General features: G+C 28.1%; 24 protein-coding genes and 1 pseudogene. 18 read left to right on the top strand and 7 right to left on the bottom strand.

All coding sequences use genetic code 11. The annotated features are described in order from the left end of the window. The first annotated feature begins 15 nt into the window (after positions 1-15). A complete protein-coding gene (gene rpmA / locus N5A56_RS12500; protein WP_036782547.1) occupies positions 16-276 on the top strand; it encodes a 50S ribosomal protein L27 in 261 nt (86 codons plus the stop codon). 104 nt (positions 277-380) lie between these two features. Next, entirely contained in the window at positions 381-551 is a 171-nt protein-coding gene (locus N5A56_RS12495; RefSeq protein ID WP_265725744.1) for a hypothetical protein, read from the top strand. A 3-nt stretch (positions 552-554) separates the two neighbouring features. Here the strand turns inward: N5A56_RS12495 and N5A56_RS12490 are convergent, their stop codons facing one another. Together N5A56_RS12490 and N5A56_RS12485 are read right to left on the bottom strand one after the other, a co-directional pair. After that, complete coding sequence (locus N5A56_RS12490) at positions 555-1,490, bottom strand: ISAon1 family transposase (RefSeq protein WP_420793184.1); 936 nt, start codon at positions 1,488-1,490, stop codon at positions 555-557. Between the two features lie 43 nt (positions 1,491-1,533). Beyond that, positions 1,534-1,881, bottom strand: coding sequence for an ISAon1 family transposase N-terminal region protein (locus N5A56_RS12485; RefSeq protein ID WP_265725062.1), 348 nt, complete (start codon positions 1,879-1,881; stop codon positions 1,534-1,536). A 438-nt stretch (positions 1,882-2,319) separates the two neighbouring features. Between N5A56_RS12485 and N5A56_RS12480 the strand changes: the two genes are divergently transcribed. From N5A56_RS12480 to N5A56_RS12410, 14 genes and pseudogenes are all read left to right on the top strand, one after another. Beyond that, positions 2,320-3,744 carry a sensor histidine kinase gene (locus tag N5A56_RS12480; protein ID WP_265725743.1) on the top strand — a complete coding sequence of 475 codons (1,425 nt, stop codon included), beginning with the start codon at positions 2,320-2,322 and terminating at the stop codon, positions 3,742-3,744. A gap of 22 nt (positions 3,745-3,766) precedes the next feature. After that, on the top strand, positions 3,767-4,498 hold the full coding sequence (locus N5A56_RS12475) for a LytR/AlgR family response regulator transcription factor (RefSeq protein WP_265725742.1): 732 nt from the start codon (positions 3,767-3,769) through the stop codon (positions 4,496-4,498). Between the two features lie 198 nt (positions 4,499-4,696). Continuing rightward, a complete protein-coding gene (locus tag N5A56_RS12470; protein WP_265725741.1) occupies positions 4,697-5,929 on the top strand; it encodes a 3-deoxy-D-manno-octulosonic acid transferase in 1,233 nt (410 codons plus the stop codon). A 65-nt stretch (positions 5,930-5,994) separates the two neighbouring features. Next, complete coding sequence (locus N5A56_RS12465; protein WP_265725740.1) at positions 5,995-6,552, top strand: YeeE/YedE family protein; 558 nt, start codon at positions 5,995-5,997, stop codon at positions 6,550-6,552. 90 nt (positions 6,553-6,642) lie between these two features. Then, positions 6,643-7,056, top strand: coding sequence for a YeeE/YedE thiosulfate transporter family protein (locus tag N5A56_RS12460; protein ID WP_265725739.1), 414 nt, complete (start codon positions 6,643-6,645; stop codon positions 7,054-7,056). Further along, entirely contained in the window at positions 7,057-8,049 is a 993-nt protein-coding gene (gene moaA / locus N5A56_RS12455; protein ID WP_265725738.1) for a GTP 3',8-cyclase MoaA, read from the top strand. A 68-nt stretch (positions 8,050-8,117) separates the two neighbouring features. Then, entirely contained in the window at positions 8,118-8,984 is an 867-nt protein-coding gene (locus N5A56_RS12450; protein WP_265725737.1) for a molybdopterin molybdotransferase MoeA, read from the top strand. An 80-nt stretch (positions 8,985-9,064) separates the two neighbouring features. Continuing rightward, on the top strand, positions 9,065-9,343 hold the full coding sequence (locus N5A56_RS12445; RefSeq protein WP_265725736.1) for a MoeA family protein: 279 nt from the start codon (positions 9,065-9,067) through the stop codon (positions 9,341-9,343). A gap of 60 nt (positions 9,344-9,403) precedes the next feature. Then, positions 9,404-9,745: a four helix bundle protein gene (locus tag N5A56_RS12440; protein WP_265725735.1), complete on the top strand. Its 342-nt coding sequence runs from the start codon at positions 9,404-9,406 to the stop codon at positions 9,743-9,745. A 25-nt stretch (positions 9,746-9,770) separates the two neighbouring features. Beyond that, positions 9,771-10,241, top strand: a complete 471-nt coding sequence (moaC, locus tag N5A56_RS12435; protein WP_265725734.1) for a cyclic pyranopterin monophosphate synthase MoaC — start codon at positions 9,771-9,773, stop codon at positions 10,239-10,241. Positions 10,242-10,325: 84 nt separating this feature from the next. Beyond that, a complete protein-coding gene (locus N5A56_RS12430) occupies positions 10,326-11,069 on the top strand; it encodes an NTP transferase domain-containing protein (protein WP_265725733.1) in 744 nt (247 codons plus the stop codon). Continuing rightward, complete coding sequence (gene mobA, locus N5A56_RS12425; RefSeq protein WP_337994849.1) at positions 11,027-11,431, top strand: molybdenum cofactor guanylyltransferase; 405 nt, start codon at positions 11,027-11,029, stop codon at positions 11,429-11,431. Before N5A56_RS12430 ends, mobA begins: the two co-directional genes overlap by 43 nt. 125 nt (positions 11,432-11,556) lie before the next feature. Next, positions 11,557-12,629: pseudogene (locus N5A56_RS12415) on the top strand (ThiF family adenylyltransferase). Between the two features lie 9 nt (positions 12,630-12,638). Further along, a complete protein-coding gene (locus N5A56_RS12410) occupies positions 12,639-14,408 on the top strand; it encodes a MutS-related protein (protein WP_265726146.1) in 1,770 nt (589 codons plus the stop codon). Positions 14,409-14,413: 5 nt separating this feature from the next. Here N5A56_RS12410 and N5A56_RS12405 read toward each other — a convergent pair whose 3' ends face one another. From N5A56_RS12405 to mutY, 5 genes are read right to left on the bottom strand one after another with little or no spacing between them, the layout of a single operon-like run. Continuing rightward, a complete protein-coding gene (locus N5A56_RS12405) occupies positions 14,414-14,935 on the bottom strand; it encodes a hypothetical protein (protein WP_265725731.1) in 522 nt (173 codons plus the stop codon). 35 nt (positions 14,936-14,970) lie between these two features. Continuing rightward, a complete protein-coding gene (gldD, locus tag N5A56_RS12400) occupies positions 14,971-15,555 on the bottom strand; it encodes a gliding motility lipoprotein GldD (RefSeq protein WP_265725730.1) in 585 nt (194 codons plus the stop codon). Continuing rightward, on the bottom strand, positions 15,548-16,876 hold the full coding sequence (gene gldE, locus N5A56_RS12395) for a gliding motility-associated protein GldE (protein ID WP_265725729.1): 1,329 nt from the start codon (positions 16,874-16,876) through the stop codon (positions 15,548-15,550). The genes gldD and gldE overlap by 8 nt, the downstream gene beginning before the upstream one ends. A gap of 19 nt (positions 16,877-16,895) precedes the next feature. Further along, positions 16,896-17,324 (bottom strand): single-stranded DNA-binding protein, encoded by a 429-nt coding sequence (locus tag N5A56_RS12390; protein ID WP_265725728.1) that lies wholly within the window; start codon positions 17,322-17,324, stop codon positions 16,896-16,898. 40 nt (positions 17,325-17,364) lie between these two features. Then, positions 17,365-18,408, bottom strand: a complete 1,044-nt coding sequence (gene mutY, locus N5A56_RS12385; protein ID WP_274270449.1) for an A/G-specific adenine glycosylase — start codon at positions 18,406-18,408, stop codon at positions 17,365-17,367. A gap of 141 nt (positions 18,409-18,549) precedes the next feature. Between mutY and N5A56_RS12380 the strand changes: the two genes are divergently transcribed. Both N5A56_RS12380 and N5A56_RS12375 read left to right on the top strand, forming a co-directional pair. Continuing rightward, on the top strand, positions 18,550-18,840 hold the full coding sequence (locus tag N5A56_RS12380) for an HU family DNA-binding protein (RefSeq protein WP_015481675.1): 291 nt from the start codon (positions 18,550-18,552) through the stop codon (positions 18,838-18,840). Positions 18,841-19,129: 289 nt separating this feature from the next. Continuing rightward, positions 19,130-20,674: an Rne/Rng family ribonuclease gene (locus N5A56_RS12375; RefSeq protein WP_265725726.1), complete on the top strand. Its 1,545-nt coding sequence runs from the start codon at positions 19,130-19,132 to the stop codon at positions 20,672-20,674. Positions 20,675-20,717: the final 43 nt, after the last annotated feature.

The following is a 20,717-nucleotide window of genomic DNA, read 5'->3' as shown; positions in this document are numbered from 1 at the left end:
TAAAACCATAATATCATGGCACATAAAAAAGGAGTAGGTAGTTCGAAGAATGGTAGAGAATCAGAATCGAAACGTCTAGGAGTTAAGATTTTTGGAGGACAAGCTGCAATTGCAGGAAATATTATTGTTCGTCAAAGAGGAACTACTCACAATCCAGGAGAAAACGTTTACATGGGTAAAGATCATACTTTACATGCAAAAGTTGATGGAGTTGTTGAGTTTAGAAAGAAAAAGGATAATAGATCTTACGTATCTATAACTCCATTTGAAGCTTAAGAAATTAAGTTTTTTAAATTATTTAAACGCTCAAACATTTTAATGTTTGAGCGTTTTTCGTTTTTAAGAAAGTTTTTCATAAGTTTACTTATAAAAGCTATAAAATGAAATCTCTATTAAAAATTACTTTCTTTCTCTTTTTTGTAAATACATTTTCTCAAACTGAAGAGATTAATCAAGAGAAAATTATTCATAAAGTTGAAGGTTTTATATTATCTAAAAAGATAGATTCTGCTAAGGTTTATCGGATCAACACAAAAAGTTGTGGGATTTAGGAATCATGCATAAATATTTGAGAGTCTAAAAAGGAAAAACTCTATATTTCTAATGCCTCTAAATTGCGTTCTAAAAGCTTTAATTTTTGCATTAAAAGATTCCGCCGAAGCATTTGTGCTTCTATTATCAAAATAGTTTAGTATGTTTTTATAATGTATAGACATTGTTCTAGAGATGCTATTAAAACTTTTAAACTGTGCTTGTCTGACTTTTTCACCCCATTTAGCAAGTCTTATTAAGGCGTAAGTTTTATCTTTTGTTTGATTATATATCCATGATAAATTTTGGCATAATCTGTATGCTTTTTCTATATCAGGATATTGTTCAAAAAGTATTTTAGCTCTATCAGATTGATTTTGAGTCCATTTATTTGTCGATTTGTATAGTAAATATCTGCTTCTTGCTAATAATTGTTTCAAAGTGTCTCCATTTGATAATAATTTTGGTGTATATTTCAAAGATTGATTTCTTGCTTTTTCTATAGCATCATTTTCTGTATCTATAGCATCCCAACGATGTTTAATCCTAATTTCTTGTAAAGCGTCCAAAGCTAATTTTTGCACATGAAACCTATCTATAACTAAAGCAGCTTGTGGGAATGACTTTTTAACAATTAGCCCCATATTTCCAGCCATATCTAAGGTTACTTCGGTTACCTTTTGTCTTTCTATTAAAGCTATTTTTTGAAGTATTTTTATAACTGTTTCTGCCTTAGTTCCTTTAATCATAGCAATTAAAGCACCTTTCTTGCCTTTCGCATTTTTATTGGTAACAATAGTGTATAAGTCTCCATTTGAAAAAGCAGTTTCATCTATTGAAATATATTTTCCAATATTTTTTGGAAACAATAGCCATTGTTTAGCATGTGATTTTTGATTCCATTGTTTAAAATCACTTAAATGATCCTTATATTGTCTTTGCAGGTTTCTTGAATTCACTCCGTAAAAGTTCGCTATAATTGTAGTACTGCTAGGATTGTTACTAACTGATATCTTTTAAAAAAGTAGCAAACTCACTAGTGATTCTAGTGCCTTTTGCTACTAATTGCCAATCTCGAGTAATGACTTTCTTTGTAGATTCATTTAGCCAACGTCGTCTTATTATGTGTAAGTAAACATTCTTACCACGTATAGGAAAATCTTGAACAGTAGCTTCTGGAAAAAAGCCTTTAGAGCTTAACTTAACTGCTTTATATTCTATTGGAACATTATTTAGTTCTGTGAAATAAAAATGAAGCTCATCTTGTTTAATCTCGTGTTTTGTGAGTTTAAAATTATCAACAAGAACTTCTGGCAATAATAATTTAGCAATATCTAATAGTCTACTCAAAATGAATCTAATTTAGAAAAACAAAGTTCTTCTTTTTTTGAATGCTCCACAACTTTTTGTGTTGATTCGGTTTATCACCATCAACTTAATAAAAACGATTATGTAAATATTTTAGAAAAGATTATAAAAGAAAAGGGAGTTACTTATTCTGATTATAAAATTTTTACAATTAAAGTAAGTGAAAGACCTTCTAATAAATATAACTTAATATCAACTTTTATTGATAAGCATGTAAAAGAGCCTTTAAAGGCAAAAAAGATAAACCTTGATTATGTTGATATAAAGTGGCATCAAATTTCTAATTTAGTAGGTGATGCTTTAACTCTTGAAGAATCGAGGATAAAACAAAATAAATTAGAACTATATATAAGTAGGTTTAATGTAAAAAATATAGCCGTTTTAAGGGCAAAAACCAAAATTACTACGCATTGTATTGTTATGCGTCAAATTCAAGAAAATGTAGAAGAAGGAAAAAGTCTTTGTTTAAAAGGAATTGATGTTGCAAAAAAAATAAATGATCTAGAGTTACAAAGTATTTTTTTATACCATTTGTCAGATTTCTTAATTCTAGAAAGAAAGTTACAAGAATATATAGATGTTAGTGAGGAGTCTTTAGCCTTGTCTAATAAATTAAATGAAAAAAGCAGTTATCATTATAACAATATAATACATTTAATTGATGCATATATCTTTAAAGGCGGTTATGAAAAAAGAGTGAAAAATTTGCTTAAAGAATTATATGAAAATGAAAACACTAAAATATTCTCATATCATTTATTTGCTAAATTTATATCCAAATTAAAGAAAGATTCACCCTCAAAAAAAGAAATACTAAATAAGTTTAAGGTTAAAAATACGCTAGAATTAGTAACTAAATTTAAACTTTTAGGTAAAGATTTAATACCAAACGAATATTTTAGATTATTGGACGAAAGCGCAAACGCTCTTCATGCTCAAGGTTATTTTAAAGAAGCGATGTCTTATAAAACTGAAGGTGTTTTTTTAACGAGAAGTATTTATTCTAAAGATTTATCAGAAACGTTATCTAATTATAAAACTGCACAAGCATTAAAAGTTAAAGAAAAGGAAATCGCTTTTCAAAACGAAAAAATTACTTTGTACGGTTTAATTTCTCTCTTGTCAATTGTTTTTCTTCTGATTTCTTTGCTTGTTTTAAGAAAAATAAGAAAACAATCTAAAGAACTAACTGAAAAGAATATTTTAATTAATAAGTCTTTAAAAGAGAAGGAGTTACTTGTAGGAGAAATGCATCATAGAGTTAAAAATAATTTTCAAATTGTATCAAGTTTATTAGAGTTGCAGAGTAAAAATATAGAAGACGAAAAAGCTTTAGAATTAGCAGAAGAAGGGAAGAATAGAGTTAAGTCTATGGCTTTGATTCATCAGAAACTATATCAAAACAAAAGTGGTTTAGTAGATTTTGATGAGTATATAAAATTGCTGGTAAAAGAACTTTCATCACTATATAAATCTGACAATAAAATTAAAACAGAAATTATTTCTAATAACATGGAGTTTGATGTTGATACTGCAATTCCATTAGGTTTAATTATAAATGAAATAATTACTAATTCATATAAATATGCGTTTCATGAAAATAAAGAAAGTCTATTGTCAATTTCTATAAATAAACAAGATAATGATAATTTTAAGCTAGTAATACAGGATAATGGACCTGGTATTTCTAGTGATTTTGATATTAAAAAGGCTAAAAGTTTAGGACTTCGTTTAATAAATAGATTGGTAAAACAATTACATGGTACTTTAAGTTTGTCTAATGAAAACGGAGCACGTTTTGAGATTCTTTTTAAAGATCTTCATGCAAGACAATTAATAGATTAATATTTTTATAAATCGTTTTGAAATGAATAAATTAAAAATATTAGTAGTAGAAGATGAAATGATTATTGCAGATAATATTTGTGATGCTTTAGATGATTTGGGCTATGAATCTTTAGAACCAGCAATAAGTTATACGGAGGCGATTATAAGAATAGAGGAAGAAAAACCAGATTTTGCAATTTTAGATATTCAATTATCAGGAAGGAAAACAGGAATAGATATCGCTAAAAAGATTCGAGAAAGTTTTAATTTTCCATTTATTTTTTTAACATCAAATGCAGATTCATTAACATTAGATTTGGCTAAAGAGGTTTTGCCGCCTGCATATTTAATTAAACCTTTTTCTAAAGAAGAACTTTATACATCTATAGAGATTGTAATGTCAAATTTTTTATTAAATAATAAAAGTAATCAAGAAAAATTAGAAGATTCGCAAATAACTAATGATTCAATTTTTATTAAGAATAAAGGTTCTTTTCTAAAGATTAATTTTAGAGATATTTTATATTTAAAAAGTTCTCATGTTTATGTAGAGTTGTTTTTAAAAAATGATGAAAAATTTTTAGTTAGAAGAAGTTTAAATAGTATTCTTAAAAACTTAGATACTAACTTTATAAGAGTTCATAGGAGCTTTGTTGTTAATATTAAGCATATTACAGAAATCAAAAATTCTTCTGTAATGGTGTTTAAAAACGAAATTTCTATTGGTAAAACCTTTAAACAAGACTTAGTAAGTCGTCTAAAATTAATGTAAATCTTTCTTTAAGAACAATAAAAAGACCGTTTAGAACATTTTTAAATGTAATTATTAATGTCTTTAAGTATATTTACTTGTTAAATATTATGTTGGGGGACATTTATATTTTGATTAAAGTTACTCTTTTTTAGAGTAACTTTTTTTATGCTTACTATTTGAGTCTCTAAGTAACTTCTATTTTGTATTTTTACCCGAATGAATTTCTTGTACAATATCCTTGTTTTTGTTGCGACAATAACACTTTTCGTGTTAAAGTTTTTTAGTAAAAAACTAAGACTTTTTGTTGATGGTAAAAAAGAAACTTTTTCTAAGATTTCTAATTTAAAAAACGAAGATGTTATATGGTTTCATGCAGCTTCTTTGGGGGAATTTGAACAAGCAATACCAATTATTGAAGCTTTAAAAAAGAATAATAAGACCTTTAAGATTTTAGTTACTTTTTTCTCTCCTTCTGGATATGAAATTCGTAAAAATTATAACTTAGCAGACGTAGTTTGTTATCTTCCTTTAGATTCTAAATCTAATGCTAGAAAATTTATAGAAAATGTAAATCCTAAGTTTGCAGTTTTTATAAAATATGAATTTTGGCCAAATTTTTTAAATGAACTTAAAAAGAAAGAAATTCCAACAATTTTAGTTTCTGGTATTTTAAGAGAAAAGCAAATATTCTTTAAGTCTTATGGTGGTTTTATGCGAAAGTCTTTAGAGGCTTTTCATCACTTTTTTGTACAAAACAAAGTTTCAGAAGAGTTGTTAAATTCAATCAATTTTAAAAACGTAACAATTGCTGGTGATACTCGCTTTGATAGAGTTACTAAGATTTTAAGACAAGACAACACTTTAAGTTTTATTAATAAGTTTAAAAATGAGCAATACACTTTGGTTGCTGGTAGTACTTGGAAAGAAGATGAAGAATTGTTGGTAGATTATATTAATAATAAAGCTTCTGAAAACGAAAAGTTTATAATTGCACCACATAATATTAAGCAAGAAGCAATTTTAGAATTACAAAAATCAATCAATAAAAAGGTTGTTTTATTTTCTGATAAAAAAGGTAAGGATTTATCTAATTATCAGGTTTTTATTATTGATACTATTGGAATTTTAACCAAAATTTATGCAGCCGCAGATGTAGCATATGTTGGTGGAGGTTTAAATACGGGTTTACATAATATTTTAGAACCAGCTACTTTTGGAATACCTGTTATTATTGGTAATAAATACGACAAATTTAAAGAAGCTGTAGATTTGGTTAAAATTGGTGGTTGTATTTCAATTAAAAATAAAGAAGAGCTTACAAAAGCGCTTATTTCTTTAAGAACAGATGAAGAGGATAGGAGTTTAACTGGTCTTCTAAATAAAAAATACATTAAAGAAAACCTTGGCGCAACAAATTTAATTATGAATTATTTAAAAGATAAAATTTAAAGAATGTTAGTTCGAGTGATTTCTATTATTTATTGAAATTGTATCGAGAACAAATTATAAAAATTATGGATTTTATATTACAACCTTGGGCTTGGTATGTTGGTGGCCCATTAATAGCAATTTGTTTGTTGTTGTATTTTTATTTTGGTAAAAATTTTGGTGCATCTACAAATTTCGAAACACTTTGCACAATGGCAGGCGCTGGTAAAGTTTCAGACTATTTTAAAAAAGATTGGAAAGATCGCGATTTTGCCCTAATGTTTGTAGTTGGATTAATTATTGGAGGGTTTATCTCTGTGACATACTTAATTCCCAATCAAGAAATAGATTTGAATCCAACAACAGTTCAAGAATTAACAGATTTGGGTTTTAAAAATGTTGGTAACCAATATTTTCCAGATGAAATTTTTGGAGAGGATATTGTTTTTTCTTTAAAAGGATTTTTAATATTAATTCTATCTGGGGTTTTAATTGGTTTCGGAACTCGTTATGCGGGAGGTTGTACTTCAGGACACGCAATTACAGGTTTAAGTAGTTTGCAATTACCATCTTTATTGGCGGTAATTGGCTTTTTTATAGGCGGAATTATTGCTACTTGGTTTATAATTCCTTTAATTTTTTAGTCAATAATTGGCAATAAATAAAAAAATAAAATTCACTTTGTCTCTTCGAGCGCAGTCGAGAAGAAAATTGAAAGGTTAAAATATATTTAAATGAAAAACATCAAATTTTTAATTTTAGGAATCTTTTTTGCTATTGTATTAAGTAAAACGCAAGCAATTTCATGGTACCGTTTTTACGAAATGTTTAAATTTCAATCTTTTCATATGTTTGGAATTATTGGAGGAGCAGTTGTAATTTCTGCAATATTTATGCAATTGTTTAAAAGTGGGAAAATAAAAGATATCAACGGAAATAAAATTGTTCCAAAACCTAAGAAGAAAGGATTTATAAGAACTATTTTAGGTGGAACTTTTTTTGGCTTAGGTTGGGGAATATCTGGAGCTTGTGCTGCACCAATTTTTGTAATTCTTGGTTTTAAGTTAATACCAGCATTAATTTTATTGATTGGTGCACTTATTGGTGCTTTTATTTACGGCTTATTAAGTAAAAAGTTGCCAAACTAAATGAGTAAATTAATAGACAGTTTTGGAAGACAAATGGAATATGTTCGATTAGCAGTTACTGATCGCTGTAATTTGCGTTGTCAATACTGTATGCCTGCTCATGGAATTGATATTGTGCCAAGACAAGAGTTACTATCTTTTAAAGAAATGTATCGTTTAATTCGTGTGTTAACAGAATTAGGCGTTAATAAAGTGCGTTTAACAGGTGGTGAACCTTTTGTACGTAAAGATTTTGTTGGGTTCTTAGAAATGTTGTCTTTTAACGATTTGCTAGATGTAATTAACATAACTACAAATGGAGCAATGATTTCTAAACATATTTCTAAAATTGAACAATTAGAAAAAGTAAAAAACATCAACTTAAGTATTGATAGTTTACATAGAGAAAAATTTGCGAAAATTACAAGAAGAGATGTCTATCCAGAAGTGTATAAAACCTTCGAAAAACTTGAAAAAAGTAGTTTAAATTTAAAACTGAATGTAGTTGTTCAATCAGGTTTTAATACCGATGAAATTGTAGATTTTGTAAGATTGACAAAAGACAAAAATGTTGCTGTTCGTTTTATTGAAGAGATGCCATTTAATGGAAAAGGGCAACGAGACATGCAAGAAAATTGGACTTTTAAAAAGATTTTAAACGAAGTAAAGACTGAGTTTGATGTTTTAGAAATTCAATCAGAAAAATCATCTACATCTAGAAATTATAAAGTGGATAATCATGTAGGAACTTTCGGAATTATTCCTGCTTTTACAAGAACTATTTGCAACGATTGTAATAGAATTAGAATTACATCAACCGGAACATTTAAAAATTGTTTGTTTGATGATGGTGTTTTTAATCTTAGAGATTTTATTAGAAAAGGAGCTTCAAATGACGATTTAAAAGAACTTTTTTTAAGTTTGGTAAAAGATAAGCCAGAAAACGGATTTATAGCAGAAGCAAATAGAAAAGATGGTGGTGCTTCTGAAAGTATGAGTACAATTGGTGGGTAAAAAAGTGTAATCGTGTAATTGTTTAACAATTACGCGGTTTAACAAAAAACAATTACACGTTTTTAAAAATGATTTCAGTAGAAGAAGCAAAAAGTATCGTTTTAAATTCAACGCAAGATTTTGGAGTTGAAGAAATACCGTTTATAAAATCAGTTGGCAGAGTTTTAAAAGAAACAATTGTTGCAGATAGAGATTTCCCACCTTTTAATAGGGTTTCTATGGATGGAATTGCCATTGATTTTAACGAGTTTAGTTCTCGATTGAGCTCGAACAGACAATTAGATTTTAAAATTGAGGGAATTCAAGCTGCAGGAAGTAAGCAAATCACACTTCAGAATCCTGAAAATTGTATTGAAGTAATGACAGGTGCAGTTTTGCCAAACAATGCAAATACTGTTATTCGTTATGAAGATGTAACAATAGAAAACGGAATTGCAACGATCAATATAGATTTAATAAACGATAAGCAAAATGTTCATAAAAAAGGAAAAGATGGAAAAATTGGTGATGTATTAATTGAAGGGAATACACAAATATCAGCTGCAGAAATTGGAGTTTTAGCAACCGTTGGCAAATCAATAGTAAAAGTTGCGAAACAGCCAAAAGTAATGATTGTTTCAACCGGTGATGAATTGGTTGGAGTTAACGAGATTCCGTTAGAACATCAAATTAGAAGAAGTAATGTGTTTACATTAGTGTCTTTGTTAGAAAAGTTGAATATTCCTTCAGAAACGACTCATATTACAGATGATAAACCAATTCTTAAAGCAAAAATAGAAGGGTATTTACAAGAATATGATGTTTTACTTTTTAGTGGAGCTGTTAGTAAAGGGAAGTATGATTTTTTACCAGAAGTTTTCGACGAATTAGGTGTTGAAAAATTATTCCATAAAGTAGCACAAAGACCAGGGAAACCTTTTTTTATGGACGCTTAGCGTCTTCAGGTAAGAAAGATGAAAAGCAAACTATTGTTTTCGGATTTCCAGGAAATCCAATTTCTACATTTGTAAATTGTTTGGCCTATTTTTATCCTTGGTATTATAAATCTGTGGGATTAGAAACTGAAGGAGAAACTGCAATTTTAGCTGAAGATATTAGTTTTAAACCTAATTTAGTATATTTTTTACAGGTAAAATTAGAAAGTAAAAATGGTAATTTAATTGCATTTCCTGTTAGAGGAAATGGATCTGGAGACTTAGCAAGTTTGGTAAAAACAGATGCTTTTATTCAGTTACCAAATCATAAAGTTGAGTTTAAAAAAGGAGAGGTTTTTAGTATAATTCGCTATCGCTAATTATAATTTTTAATGTTTAGTTTTGAGTGATAAGTTAAATTAAGTACATGAAAGAAAGTATTGTTCAAAAAAAGTTTTCAGTTTTCATTAAAAATTATATCACTTTATAAAAAATTACAACTAGAAAGAGAGTTTATAATTTCTAATCAAATTTTAAGAAGTGGAACTTCAATTGGCGTTAATGTTGAGGAAGCACTTGTTGGTCAAAGTAAAAGAGATTTTACGGCAAAAATGTCAATTTCTTCAAAAGAAGCAAGAGAAACTAAATATTGGTTACGATTATTAAAGGAAAGCGAATTAACTAATTTAGATGTTAATTCATTAATTTTGGATATTGAAGAGCTAATTCGAATTTTAACTTCAATAGTTAAAACTTCACAACAGAACTTAACTAAAAATTAAACATTTAACACTAAAAACTATTTAAATGAATTTTTCACATTTAAATTCCAAAGGAAACCCTAAAATGGTAAATGTTTCTGATAAGAAAATTACCAAAAGAACTGCTATTGCAAAAGCAACCATGTTTTTAGGAAAAGAAGTGATTGCTCATTTTACAAATGATGAATTAATTACTAAAAAAGGACCTGTTTTTCAGACTGCAATTATTGCCGGAATTCAGGGTGTGAAAAAGACTTCAGATTTGATACCAATGTGTCATCCATTATTAATTAATGGTGTAGATATTGATATTAATATTATAGATGATGAGAACATAGAAGTGCTGTGTGAAGTTACAATCACTGGGAAAACTGGTGTAGAAATGGAAGCGTTAACTGGTGCAAATATAACCTGCTTAACTATTTATGATATGTGTAAAAGTATCAGTCAAAAAATGGTGATTAAAGAAGTAAAATTATTGGAAAAAACAGGAGGAAAATCTGATATTAAGAATTAAATGTCATTACGAGGAAGAATGACGAAGTAATCTCTTAATTAAAAGTTTGCTTCACTCCGTTCGAGTAGATAAAAAAATAAAATTTTGAAAAAACACAGTAAGCACACAAAGTTAGAAAGAAGAAATAACGATAATTTTGCCCCAAATGAAATTGCAATTTTAGGAACAAACTGCGGTAATATTTCTGATTTGGTTTCTAAAGTTTCACAACAATTATTTAATTATAAATTAGGGTATTTTGATGCTTCTCATGCAAAAGAAGTTGAAAAAAACATTTTGTCTGAATATGTATTTCATCACGAAGGAAATTTACAGATTACAACTTCGGGAGCTGTAAATAAATTTAAGCAACGTTTAGATTTCGCACAGTATGATTTTGTATTTATTAACGGAAATCATTACCAAGGTTCAAAACAAATTTTAATTTTAGATAAAACAAAAGAAGCTTCGGTTTTAAAAAGGTTAAAACAGTTAGATAATATTCAGTTTATTGTAAAATTAAAATCTGAAACTGAGTATTTTTCTTTTTTGGAAGAAGAATATCCGCAGATAAAAAATATACCTTGTTACCATATTAATGAAATTGAAGTGATTTCAAATCATATAAATAAATTGATTCAAGAAAAAACTGCGACAGTTAAAGGTTTAGTTTTGGTTGGTGGCAAAAGTACAAGAATGGGCCAAGATAAATCTCAACTCAATTACTATGGAAAACCTCAAAAGGAATATGTAAAAGAATTGTTGGAAAATAACAATCTAGATACGTTTTATTCTGTGCAAAATTCATCAGAAAAAAAGATGAGATTTCAGATAAGTTTATCAATTTAGGTCCTTTTGGCGGAATTTGTTCTGCGTTTCAAAAAGACCCAAATGCTGCTTGGTTTGTGTTAGCGACAGATGTTCCTTTTGTAAATAATGATGTAATTCAGCAATTGTTAAAACATAGAAATCCAAGTAAAGCTGCAACAGCAATTAAAGGAAAAAACAAAGAGTTTGTAGAGCCTTTAATTACAATTTATGAGCCAAAAGCGTATCCTATTTTGTTACAATATTTAACTCAAGGATATTCTTGTCCTCGTAAAATGTTAATTAATTCTGATGTTGAAATTGTAGAAATTGATGATGCTTTTATCAGAAATATTAATACACCAGAAGAGTTTGAAAATGCTAAAAGTGAAATAAATAATTAAAAATGTTCTCGATACAATTTCGATAAAAATCTAAATTTCTAGAGCTAATAAGCTAGTTGTCATTTCGAGTGAAATTTATTTTTCAGAAATTTTGTATCGAGAATACTTATAAATAGTACTAAATAATGAATCAAAATCAACTTTTTAAACGTCAAATTACTTTATCAGAAATTGGTAAAGTTGGACAACAAAAATTGCAAAACGCTTCTGTTTTGGTTGTTGGTTGTGGCGGTTTAGGAAGCCCAATTGCAGTGTATTTAGCTTCTAGCGGAATTGGAAAAATACATTTAGTGGATTTTGATACGGTTGATGTAACTAATTTACATAGACAAGTTTTTTATTCTCTAGAAGATGTAAATCAGCCCAAAGCAGCAGTTTTATCAACATTTATAAAAAAAGAGCTCCTTTTACAGCGGTGAATTTTAATAATAAACCAATTACTAAAGAGAACGTTTTTGAGTTGATTGAAAATGTAGATATTGTAGTTGACGGTACAGATTCTTTACCCACTAAGTATTTGTTAAATGATGCTTGTGTAATTAAAAATAAGCCTTTGGTTTATGGTTCTTTGTATAAGTTTGATGGTTATGTATCTACTTTTAATGTATTGCAAAAAGACGGAACTTACTCTGCTAATTTGCGAGATGCTTTTCCTAAAATGGCAACAGATATTCCTAATTGTGAAGAAGCAGGAACTTTAAATTCTATTGTTGGTATCATTGCAATGCAACAAGTAAACGAGGTTTTAAAATTGATTACAGAAATAGGAAAACCGTTAGCGAATGAATTATTAATTTATAATTCCCTCCAAAACACACAATTAAAAATGAAGTTAAAACCTACAGTTTTAAAAGATAAAATTGCTAAAATTTTTAAAATACAAACATATGTAGATATTGCTTGTTCTACGCAAAATCCAAATTGGCAAATTTCTGCCAAAGAATTAAAATCTAAGTTAGGCGATGAAAATTTAGAAATTATTGCTGTTTTAAATGATTTAAAATTACCTTTTAAAGTGCAAAAAACGATTCATATAAGTACGTTTGATGCAGATAAAATTGTGGTAGATAAAAGTAAAACGTATGTAATGGTTTGTCAAAGAGGATTTAACAGTTATAAGGCTACAGAAAAATTGAAAAAGAGATATCCAGATTTAAATGTTTTAAATTTGACAGGTGGAATTTCCAATTTTAAATAATACAATTTGATAGATAATCCTTTAGAATTTTATACTCAGCAACAAGCTGAATTAGAAAATAATTTATCCTCTTTAAAAAAGAAATTAATTAATTTAGGTATTTTTAGATTGTTCGTTTTTTTAGGAACAGTGTTTTTAATTTATCTCACTTTTGGTAATTTTCCTGATGTATTAATTATTGCTGCATTAGGTTTTTCTTTATTTTCGTTTTTAGTTCTTAAATATATCAACTTAAAAAGAGAAAAAGATATTGTAGATGCCAAATTACAGATTAACAAAACAGAAATTAAAGTTTTAAAAAGAGAGTTTCATCAACTAGAATCTGGAAAGGAGTTTGTAAATCCGGCTCATTATTATAGTAATGATATTGATTTGTTTGGCAAAGGTTCGTTTTTTCAATATGCAAATAGAACAAAAACGAATGACGGAAAAGTAAAATTAGCGCTAACTTTTACCGAGAATAAGATAGATGGTATTTTAGAAAAGCAAAATTCTATAAAAGAACTTTCTGAGAAAGTAAAATGGCGTCAGCATTTTTCTGCATTGGCAAGTTTAGTTACAGTTAAAAAAGATACAAGTTCAATTGTTGGTTGGATGTTGGGTTACAAAAATAAATTACCAAGCTTTTTGGGTGTTTTGTCTGTAGTTTTTCAGTTGATATCTGTAGCTTTAATAGTTATTGCTTCTTTTGGCTTTATATCTGCAGCTATTGTTGCTATTTGGTTTTTTATAGGCCTAACTATTTCTGGTGTGTTTGTAAAAAAGACGCAACAATTGTATATAGAAACAGATACAGTTAGAGAAACGTTTAAGCAATATCATCAATTATTAAATGAAATTGAAACGGAAAATTTTACTTCTAAAAACCTAATTGAAAAACAAGAAATTATTAAGTCTGAAAGCAAAAAAGCATCTGTTATATTTAAAGAATTTTCTAAGATTTTAGATGGTTTCGATCAGCGTAATAATATTGTTATTGCAGTTTTGGGAAATGGTTTGTTTCTTTGGGAAATTAAAAGTGCAAGTAAAGTAGAAAAATGGATTTCAGACCACAAACATACTGTTACAGCATGGTTTGAGGTTGTTGCGTATTTCGATGCTCAAAACTCATTGGGTAATTTTAAATTTAATCACCCAAAATTTATTTATCCAGAACTTTCTGATAAAAAAGAAACGATTAAATCGATACAACTAGGGCATCCTTTATTAAAAGTTGATAAAAGAATTGATAATGATTTTAGTATTGATGATGAGCAGTTTTTTATAGTAACAGGTGCAAATATGGCAGGTAAAAGTACGTTTTTAAGAACGGTTTCTTTATCTATTGTAATGGCAAATTGTGGTTTGCCTGTTTGTGCAGAATCTTTTTTATATGCGCCAATAAAACTGATTACAAGTATGAGAACTACAGATTCTTTAACAGAAGATGAGTCTTATTTTTATTCGGAGTTAAAGCGTTTAAAATTTATTGTTGATGAGATTAATACTGAAAAATATTTTATCATTTTAGATGAAATTTTAAAAGGAACTAACAGTAAAGACAAAGCAATTGGCTCTAAAAAGTTTGTAGAAAAGCTTACTAAATCTAAGTCTACAGGTATTATAGCAACACACGATGTTAGTTTGTGCGAACTAGAAAATGAATTTTCTGATGTTAAAAATTATTATTTTGATGCAGAAGTAATTAAAAACGAATTACATTTTGATTACACGCTTAAAAACGGAATTTGTAAAAACATGAACGCTTCTTTTCTTTTAAAGAAAATGGAGATTGTTTAGTTTTGTTAATTAGTAATCATTTTCAATAAATCTTTACTAACCCGATTGTTTTTGGTTAAAATGGTGTTGTATGTTTTTATGTTTAGCGTAGCTTTTAAAACAGTTTTTTCATTTTCTAGTAAATTTAATTCTAAATCGTAAACTTGTTTCATTTCTCCAATTTTATTCCGTTTTAAGTTCTTAAAACTTTTAATCTGCATTTTGCAAAATGCGTCATAATTTTTAGGGTTAGAGATTTTCTTTGGAATTTTCTTTAAATCTTCGTCATAAGTACCTTCTGTAAGGTTATAATTAAATTCAACTTTTATTTCTTCTTTATTAAACCTTTTTTCTATTTTTTTCGATAAATCTAGGTAGTAATAAATTAGATGAGTATCTCCTGAAAATTCGAATAAGATAGATTTAGGAATTTTAAAACTTGAGAGTTTCTTAAATTTTAAAACTTCTGTGCCAGATTTAAAGTGTTCTTTTTTTTGTGAATAAAAAACAGTTGAACTCATTAGTAATATTAATAATATTTTATTCATTTTTTTAATCTAGTTTTTAGATGATGATAAAAAAATTATTTCCATTTTAAAGTTTCTACTAAATGTAAAATATCTTCTTTTATATAAGAAACAGCAGGTAAAATAGAATCGTAATTAGGTTTTGCATAAAAATACAAAGAACCTTTTATAAAATTATTAGTGCTATCTGTAATATGAAATTGGATATGTGAAGCTGCGTTACCTGTAATTTCGTACATACTTCCAAAAACTCTTTTTTTACTATTTACAAAGTCTTTGGGTATAATTTGTTCTGCTTTAACTGTATGTTTAAAAACTAGTTTCTCAGATTCTGTTATAAGTTCTTTTAAGTTGTTTTTTATTGGTCTGTAAGTTATATCTATAGACGCTTTTAGTTTTGGATATTTAATTTTTAGCCAATTATTTTTTTCATTAATAATTGTAGTGTTTTCTAAAATCGAAAAACTATAAGGTCTTATAATCTCTAGTTCTTTATAAGATTTTTTAGGATATTCTAAACTCAAATATGCTTTGGGTTTTGGTAATACATCTTCGTTGCAGGAAATTAGTAGAAAGAGAATAGAAGAAATAGAAAATAGAATAGAGAAAATAGAGTAGAGAAAAGAGAATTTTTTACGCATTTCTGGTAGCTTTAATTTGTTTAATGCGCTTTTTATCTAGCGCTTCAATGGTAAACGTATAGTTCTTAAAGTTTATTTTCTCTCCTTTTTTAGGGAATTTACCAGAAATTTCTAAAATAAAACCAGCTAGTGTTTCGCTTTCACCTTTTTCTTCTTCAAAAATTTCTTCGTCTTCATCATCTAAAACTCTGCAAAAGTCTTTTATTGTTGTTTTGCCTTCAAAAATATAGTTGTTTTCATCAATTTTAGAATACGATAAATCATCATCATCAAACTCATCATTAATATCACCAACAATTTCTTCAATAACATCTTCTAAGGTAACTAATCCGCTTGTGCCACCATATTCATCTACCACAATTGCCAAGTGATTTTTACGTGCTCTAAAATCATCTAATAAATCATCTAGCTTTTTGTTTTCAGGCACAAAAAAAGCTTCACGAATTAAATCTTGCCATTTAAAGTTTTTCTTATCTAAATGTGCTAATAAATCTTTAGCGTATAAAACACCAATAATAGTATCTATACTTTCTTTATAAACTGGGTTTCTAGAGTATCCGTTCTTTATAATTTTAGCTAAAACATCTTCATAAGGTTCATCATCAGAAATTGCAAAAATATCTATTCTAGGTTTCATTATTTGTACGGTTTCTGTGTTACCGAAATTAACAATGCCTTCTAAAATTTTTTGTTCATCTTTTGTTGTTGCTCCGTCAGAAGTTAACTCTAGTGCTTGCGATAAAGTTTCTACAGAAAAATTAGAGTTTTTGTTACCAAGCTTGTTTTCAATATATTTTGTTAAGGTAATTAATGGTAAACTAAACGGAGTAAGAAACACATTAATTACATTTATAAATTTTGCCATAACTTTAGTAAAGCGAAGCGCGTTTCTAGAAGCATAAACTTTTGGTAAAACTTCACCAAACAATAAAATTAAGAAAGTTACAAGAATAATTTCTATTAAAAAACGAACTGAAACTGTAAAAAAATGTAAGTTTAATTGGTAATTGAAACCGCCAAATAAGCTTTCTGCTAAAGCAGCAAAGAGTAATACGATTAAAATATTAATAAAATTATTTAATATTAATATGGTAGCTAATAACTTTCTTGGCTTTTCTAATAAAGTAACAATAATATTGTCTTCTTTACCATCGTTAGATAGTTCGTTTAAATTTGTTTTTGTAAGTGAGAAAAAGGCAACTTCTGTTCCAGATATTAATGCAGAACCAATTAGTAATGCAATTAAAGCAATTATATTAATTGTTGTTAAAAAATCAATTGAAATAAATGATATAAATAAGTGTATGGGATCTGGGTCCAAAGGTTAAAAATTTAATTAATTAAAAAGGTAAATCGTCGTTTACTTCTTGTGTAGCAGCTTTAGGCGTAGCAGAAGGTTGTTTGTTTTGCTGCGGAGTATTATTATCTAAACTTTTTTTGGTAGATAAAAAGGTCATTTCGTTTACATGTACTTCTGTAGCGTATCGTTTTATACCATCTTGTTCCCAAGATCTGTTTTTAAGTTTCCCTTCAACATATACTTTATCCCCTTTAGATAAATACTTTTCGCAAATTTCTGCTAGTTTATTTCTAACTACAATATTATGCCAATCGGTATTTACAACTTTTTCCCCTGTTTGCTTATTTGTATAGTTATCGCTAGTAGCAATAGGGAATCGTCCAATAGAGTTACCTCCTTCGAAATAATGCATTTTTACATCATCTCCTAAATTACCTATTAAAATTACCTTATTTATTGTACCAGCCATAATGTTTATGTTTACATATCAAATGTACTAAAAATATCAATTACTTTTTTGGTTGATATTCTTCTAAAAAATTAGCGATTAAAACAGGAACAGGATATTTTTTAATATCAATCCATTCTATTTTTGCTTCTGAGGATTTTTTTGTTTCTACTACCCAAAATTGGGTGTATAAATGTTGATGAGATAATTTATGTACAATTTCTTTTTTGTTAAAAAGTGAGATAGTAGTTTCTTTAGGAAAGGTTTTTATAAACTCTTCTGATGTTATTAGTTCGTTTTTATTGATGCTTTTGTGACTTTCTATTAAAGGAAATTGATATAAACCTTGCCAAATTCCTTTTCCTGTTCTTTCTGTAAGAATTGTTTTGTTGTCGTCGGTTTTAATAACTAAGAAGTTAAAATATCTATTTCTAACTTTTATTTTTTTCTCTTTAACAGGTAATTCTTTAATAAGTTTCTTTTCTAAAGCCACGCAACTATCTGCAAAAGGGCAAGTATCACATAGCGGATTTTGAGGTTTGCAATGCAGTGCGCCAAAATCCATAATTGCTTGGTTGTGGTTTCCTGGTTGCGCTTCGTCTATTAAAGTTTGTGCTAATGTTTTAAACTCTTTAATTCCTGCGGATGAGTTAATAGGTGTTTTAATGCCAAAGTAGCGAGAAAGCACTCTATAAACGTTACCATCTACCACAGCAGTAGGTTCGTTAAAGCAAATAGAAGCAATTGCAGAAGCAGTATAATCTCCAATCCCTTTTAGTTTAATAATCTCTTTATATGTAGTTGGGAACTCGCCGTTTAATTCGTTTGCTATCTGTTTTGCAGAATAATGTAGATTTCTTGCTCTAGAATAATAACCCAAACCTTGCCACATTTTTAAAACGGTACTTTCATCTGCTTTAGCGAGGTCGAAAACAGTAGGAAAATTATCGGTAAATTTTAAATAATATGCCATTCCTTGTGCAACTCTTGTTTGCTGTAGCATAATTTCTGATAACCAAATAAAATATGGATTCTTGGTTCTACGCCAAGGTAAATCTCTATCGTTTTGTAAGTACCAGTATATTAAAGAATTAGAAAATTTCATTGTTAAAAAATAGAATTGCAATATTACATTTTAAAATTAAGATAAAATTAAGTCTTTATCTTCTTGGAATTGATTAATTATCATATATTTGCATCCGCATTTTTGAAAGTATATTAATAAAAAAATAGTAAAAATAGAGACATGACGAAAGCAGATATCGTATCAAAAATTTCAGATAAATCTGGTATAGAGAAAACAGATGTTTTAGCAACAGTTGAAGCATTTATGACTGAAGTTAAAGATGCATTAGAAAATGGAGATAACGTTTATTTAAGAGGTTTTGGTAGTTTTATTATCAAAACTAGAGCAGAAAAAACTGGTAGAAATATTTCTAAAAATACAACTATTAAGATTCCAGCTCACAACATTCCTGCTTTTAAGCCAGCAAAGACTTTTACAGAAGGAGTAAAGAATAAAGTAGCGGTTAAGTAACAAAATATTAATCTAAACCTTAAATGGTTTAAAAACAGCAGAACATTATGCCAAGCGGTAAAAAAAGAAAGAGAGCAAAGATCTCTACACACAAAAGAAAGAAAAGAGCAAGAGCTAATAGACACAAGAAGAAAAAGTAAGCATCCGCTTACTTTTTCGTTTATTGTTTAAGCGAAAACAAGTAAAAAGTTCATTGACATCGAGGTTAAACTAACCTCATTGGTATTACAAATACCTGACAATATTAATCCATCTGCACAACGATGTGCAGTGTTAAAACCAGTTCAGTATGAAAACAGAATTGATAATTCGTTCAAATTCATCTGATATTGATTTTGCCTTATTAAGAGATGGAAAACTTATTGAATTAAATAATGAAACAACCGATAACAAATTTTCTGTTGGCGATATATTTTTAGCCAAAATAGGAAAAGTGTTAACCGGTTTAAATGCATCCTTTGTAAATGTAGGCTACCCAAAAGACGGTTTTTTACATTATCATGATTTAGGAGCGCAAGTAAACTCATTAAATGCATTCATTAAGAAAGTAAGCACAGGTAAGTATAAAGAATTCACTTTAAAGAACTTTCAGTTCGAGAAAGACATTAACAAAGACGGTAGTATTAAAGATGTACTAAAAACAGGACAAAACCTATTAGTACAAATAGTAAAAGAACCAATTTCTACAAAAGGCCCTAGATTAAGCTCAGAGCTTTCTATTGCAGGTAGATATTTGGTTTTAGTTCCTTTTTCTAACAGAGTTTCTGTATCGCAGAAGATAGAAGATCCAAAAGAAAAAGAACGTTTAAAAAGATTAGCAAAGAGCATAAGACCAAAAGGTTTTGGCGTTATTTTAAGAACTGTTGCCGAAGGGAAAAAGGTAGCAGAATTAGATAAAGATTTGCAAAACTCATTAGAACGTTGGCAAAAAATGTGTAAAAGTATACCTAATACAAACACACCAACTAAAATATTAAGTGAGTTAAATAGAGCATCTTCTATTTTAAGAGATGTTATGAATGAAACGTTTACAAACATTGTAACAAATGATGAAACTTTGAAAGTAGAAATAAAAGAGTATCTACAAGAAATTTATCCTGAAAAGGAAAAAATTGTAAAGTTGCATAAGTCTGAAGTACCTATTTTTGAAAAATATGGAATAGAAAGACAAATTAAAACTTCGTTTGGAAAAACAGTTTCTATGAGCAAAGGTGCCTATTTAGTTATAGAGCATACCGAAGCTTTACACGTTATTGATGTAAATAGCGGAAACCGTTCTAATAAAGCTGGCTCTCAAGAAGATACTGCATTAGAAGTAAATCTTATTTCGGCTACCGAAATAGCACGTCAATTACAATTGCGTGATATGGGCGGAATTATAGTTGTAGATTTTATTGATATGCATAAAGTTGAAAACAGAAATAAACTGTTTCAACACTTAAAAGAGGCGATGTCTTTAGATAGAACAAAGCACAAAATTTTACCTCCAAGTAAATTTGGATTGGTACAAATTACAAGACAAAGGGTTAGACCTGAGTTAAGTATAAAAACTACCGAAGCCAACCCAAATATAAACGGACAAGTAGAAGCTCCAATAGTTTTGTTAGACAAAATTGAAGCAGATTTAGAAAAGTATATTTTAAAAATAGAAAATAGTAAATCAAAAAATAAAAAGATACAATTACACTTGCATCCTTTTATTGCTGCATATTTAACAAAAGGAGTAAATTCAATTCGTTTTAAATGGTATTTAAAACACAAAAAGTGGATTACTATTATACCTAGAGATGCTTACACATACTTATATTATAGATTTGTATCTGCAAAAGATTAATTTATAAATATAACAAGGCAATAATTTTTTATCAAAAAAACCC

The sequence above is a fragment of the Polaribacter ponticola genome (assembly GCF_026191475.2).
Lineage (GTDB): Bacteria > Bacteroidota > Bacteroidia > Flavobacteriales > Flavobacteriaceae > Polaribacter > Polaribacter ponticola.
Note: the sequence above shows the minus strand (reverse complement) of the source record. Positions and strands in the feature narration are given on the sequence as shown.

Bases quoted from the DNA above. Each gene is read 5' to 3' on its own strand.
- N5A56_RS12380 (WP_015481675.1), top strand. From the start codon at position 18,550: ATGACGAAAGCAGATATCGTATCAAAAATTTCAGATAAATCTGGTATA.
- N5A56_RS12465 (WP_265725740.1), top strand. From the start codon at position 5,995: ATGGATTTTATATTACAACCTTGGGCTTGGTATGTTGGTGGCCCATTA.
- N5A56_RS12470 (WP_265725741.1), top strand. From the start codon at position 4,697: ATGAATTTCTTGTACAATATCCTTGTTTTTGTTGCGACAATAACACTT.
- mutY (WP_274270449.1), bottom strand. From the start codon at position 18,408: ATGAAATTTTCTAATTCTTTAATATACTGGTACTTACAAAACGATAGA.
- moaA (WP_265725738.1), top strand. From the start codon at position 7,057: ATGAGTAAATTAATAGACAGTTTTGGAAGACAAATGGAATATGTTCGA.
- N5A56_RS12405 (WP_265725731.1), bottom strand. From the start codon at position 14,935: ATGAATAAAATATTATTAATATTACTAATGAGTTCAACTGTTTTTTAT.
- N5A56_RS12475 (WP_265725742.1), top strand. From the start codon at position 3,767: ATGAATAAATTAAAAATATTAGTAGTAGAAGATGAAATGATTATTGCA.
- moaC (WP_265725734.1), top strand. From the start codon at position 9,771: ATGAATTTTTCACATTTAAATTCCAAAGGAAACCCTAAAATGGTAAAT.
- N5A56_RS12390 (WP_265725728.1), bottom strand. From the start codon at position 17,324: ATGGCTGGTACAATAAATAAGGTAATTTTAATAGGTAATTTAGGAGAT.
- N5A56_RS12375 (WP_265725726.1), top strand. From the start codon at position 19,130: ATGAAAACAGAATTGATAATTCGTTCAAATTCATCTGATATTGATTTT.
- N5A56_RS12480 (WP_265725743.1), top strand. From the start codon at position 2,320: ATGCGTCAAATTCAAGAAAATGTAGAAGAAGGAAAAAGTCTTTGTTTA.
- N5A56_RS12495 (WP_265725744.1), top strand. From the start codon at position 381: ATGAAATCTCTATTAAAAATTACTTTCTTTCTCTTTTTTGTAAATACA.
- N5A56_RS12450 (WP_265725737.1), top strand. From the start codon at position 8,118: ATGATTTCAGTAGAAGAAGCAAAAAGTATCGTTTTAAATTCAACGCAA.
- rpmA (WP_036782547.1), top strand. From the start codon at position 16: ATGGCACATAAAAAAGGAGTAGGTAGTTCGAAGAATGGTAGAGAATCA.
- N5A56_RS12460 (WP_265725739.1), top strand. From the start codon at position 6,643: ATGAAAAACATCAAATTTTTAATTTTAGGAATCTTTTTTGCTATTGTA.
- gldD (WP_265725730.1), bottom strand. From the start codon at position 15,555: ATGCGTAAAAAATTCTCTTTTCTCTACTCTATTTTCTCTATTCTATTT.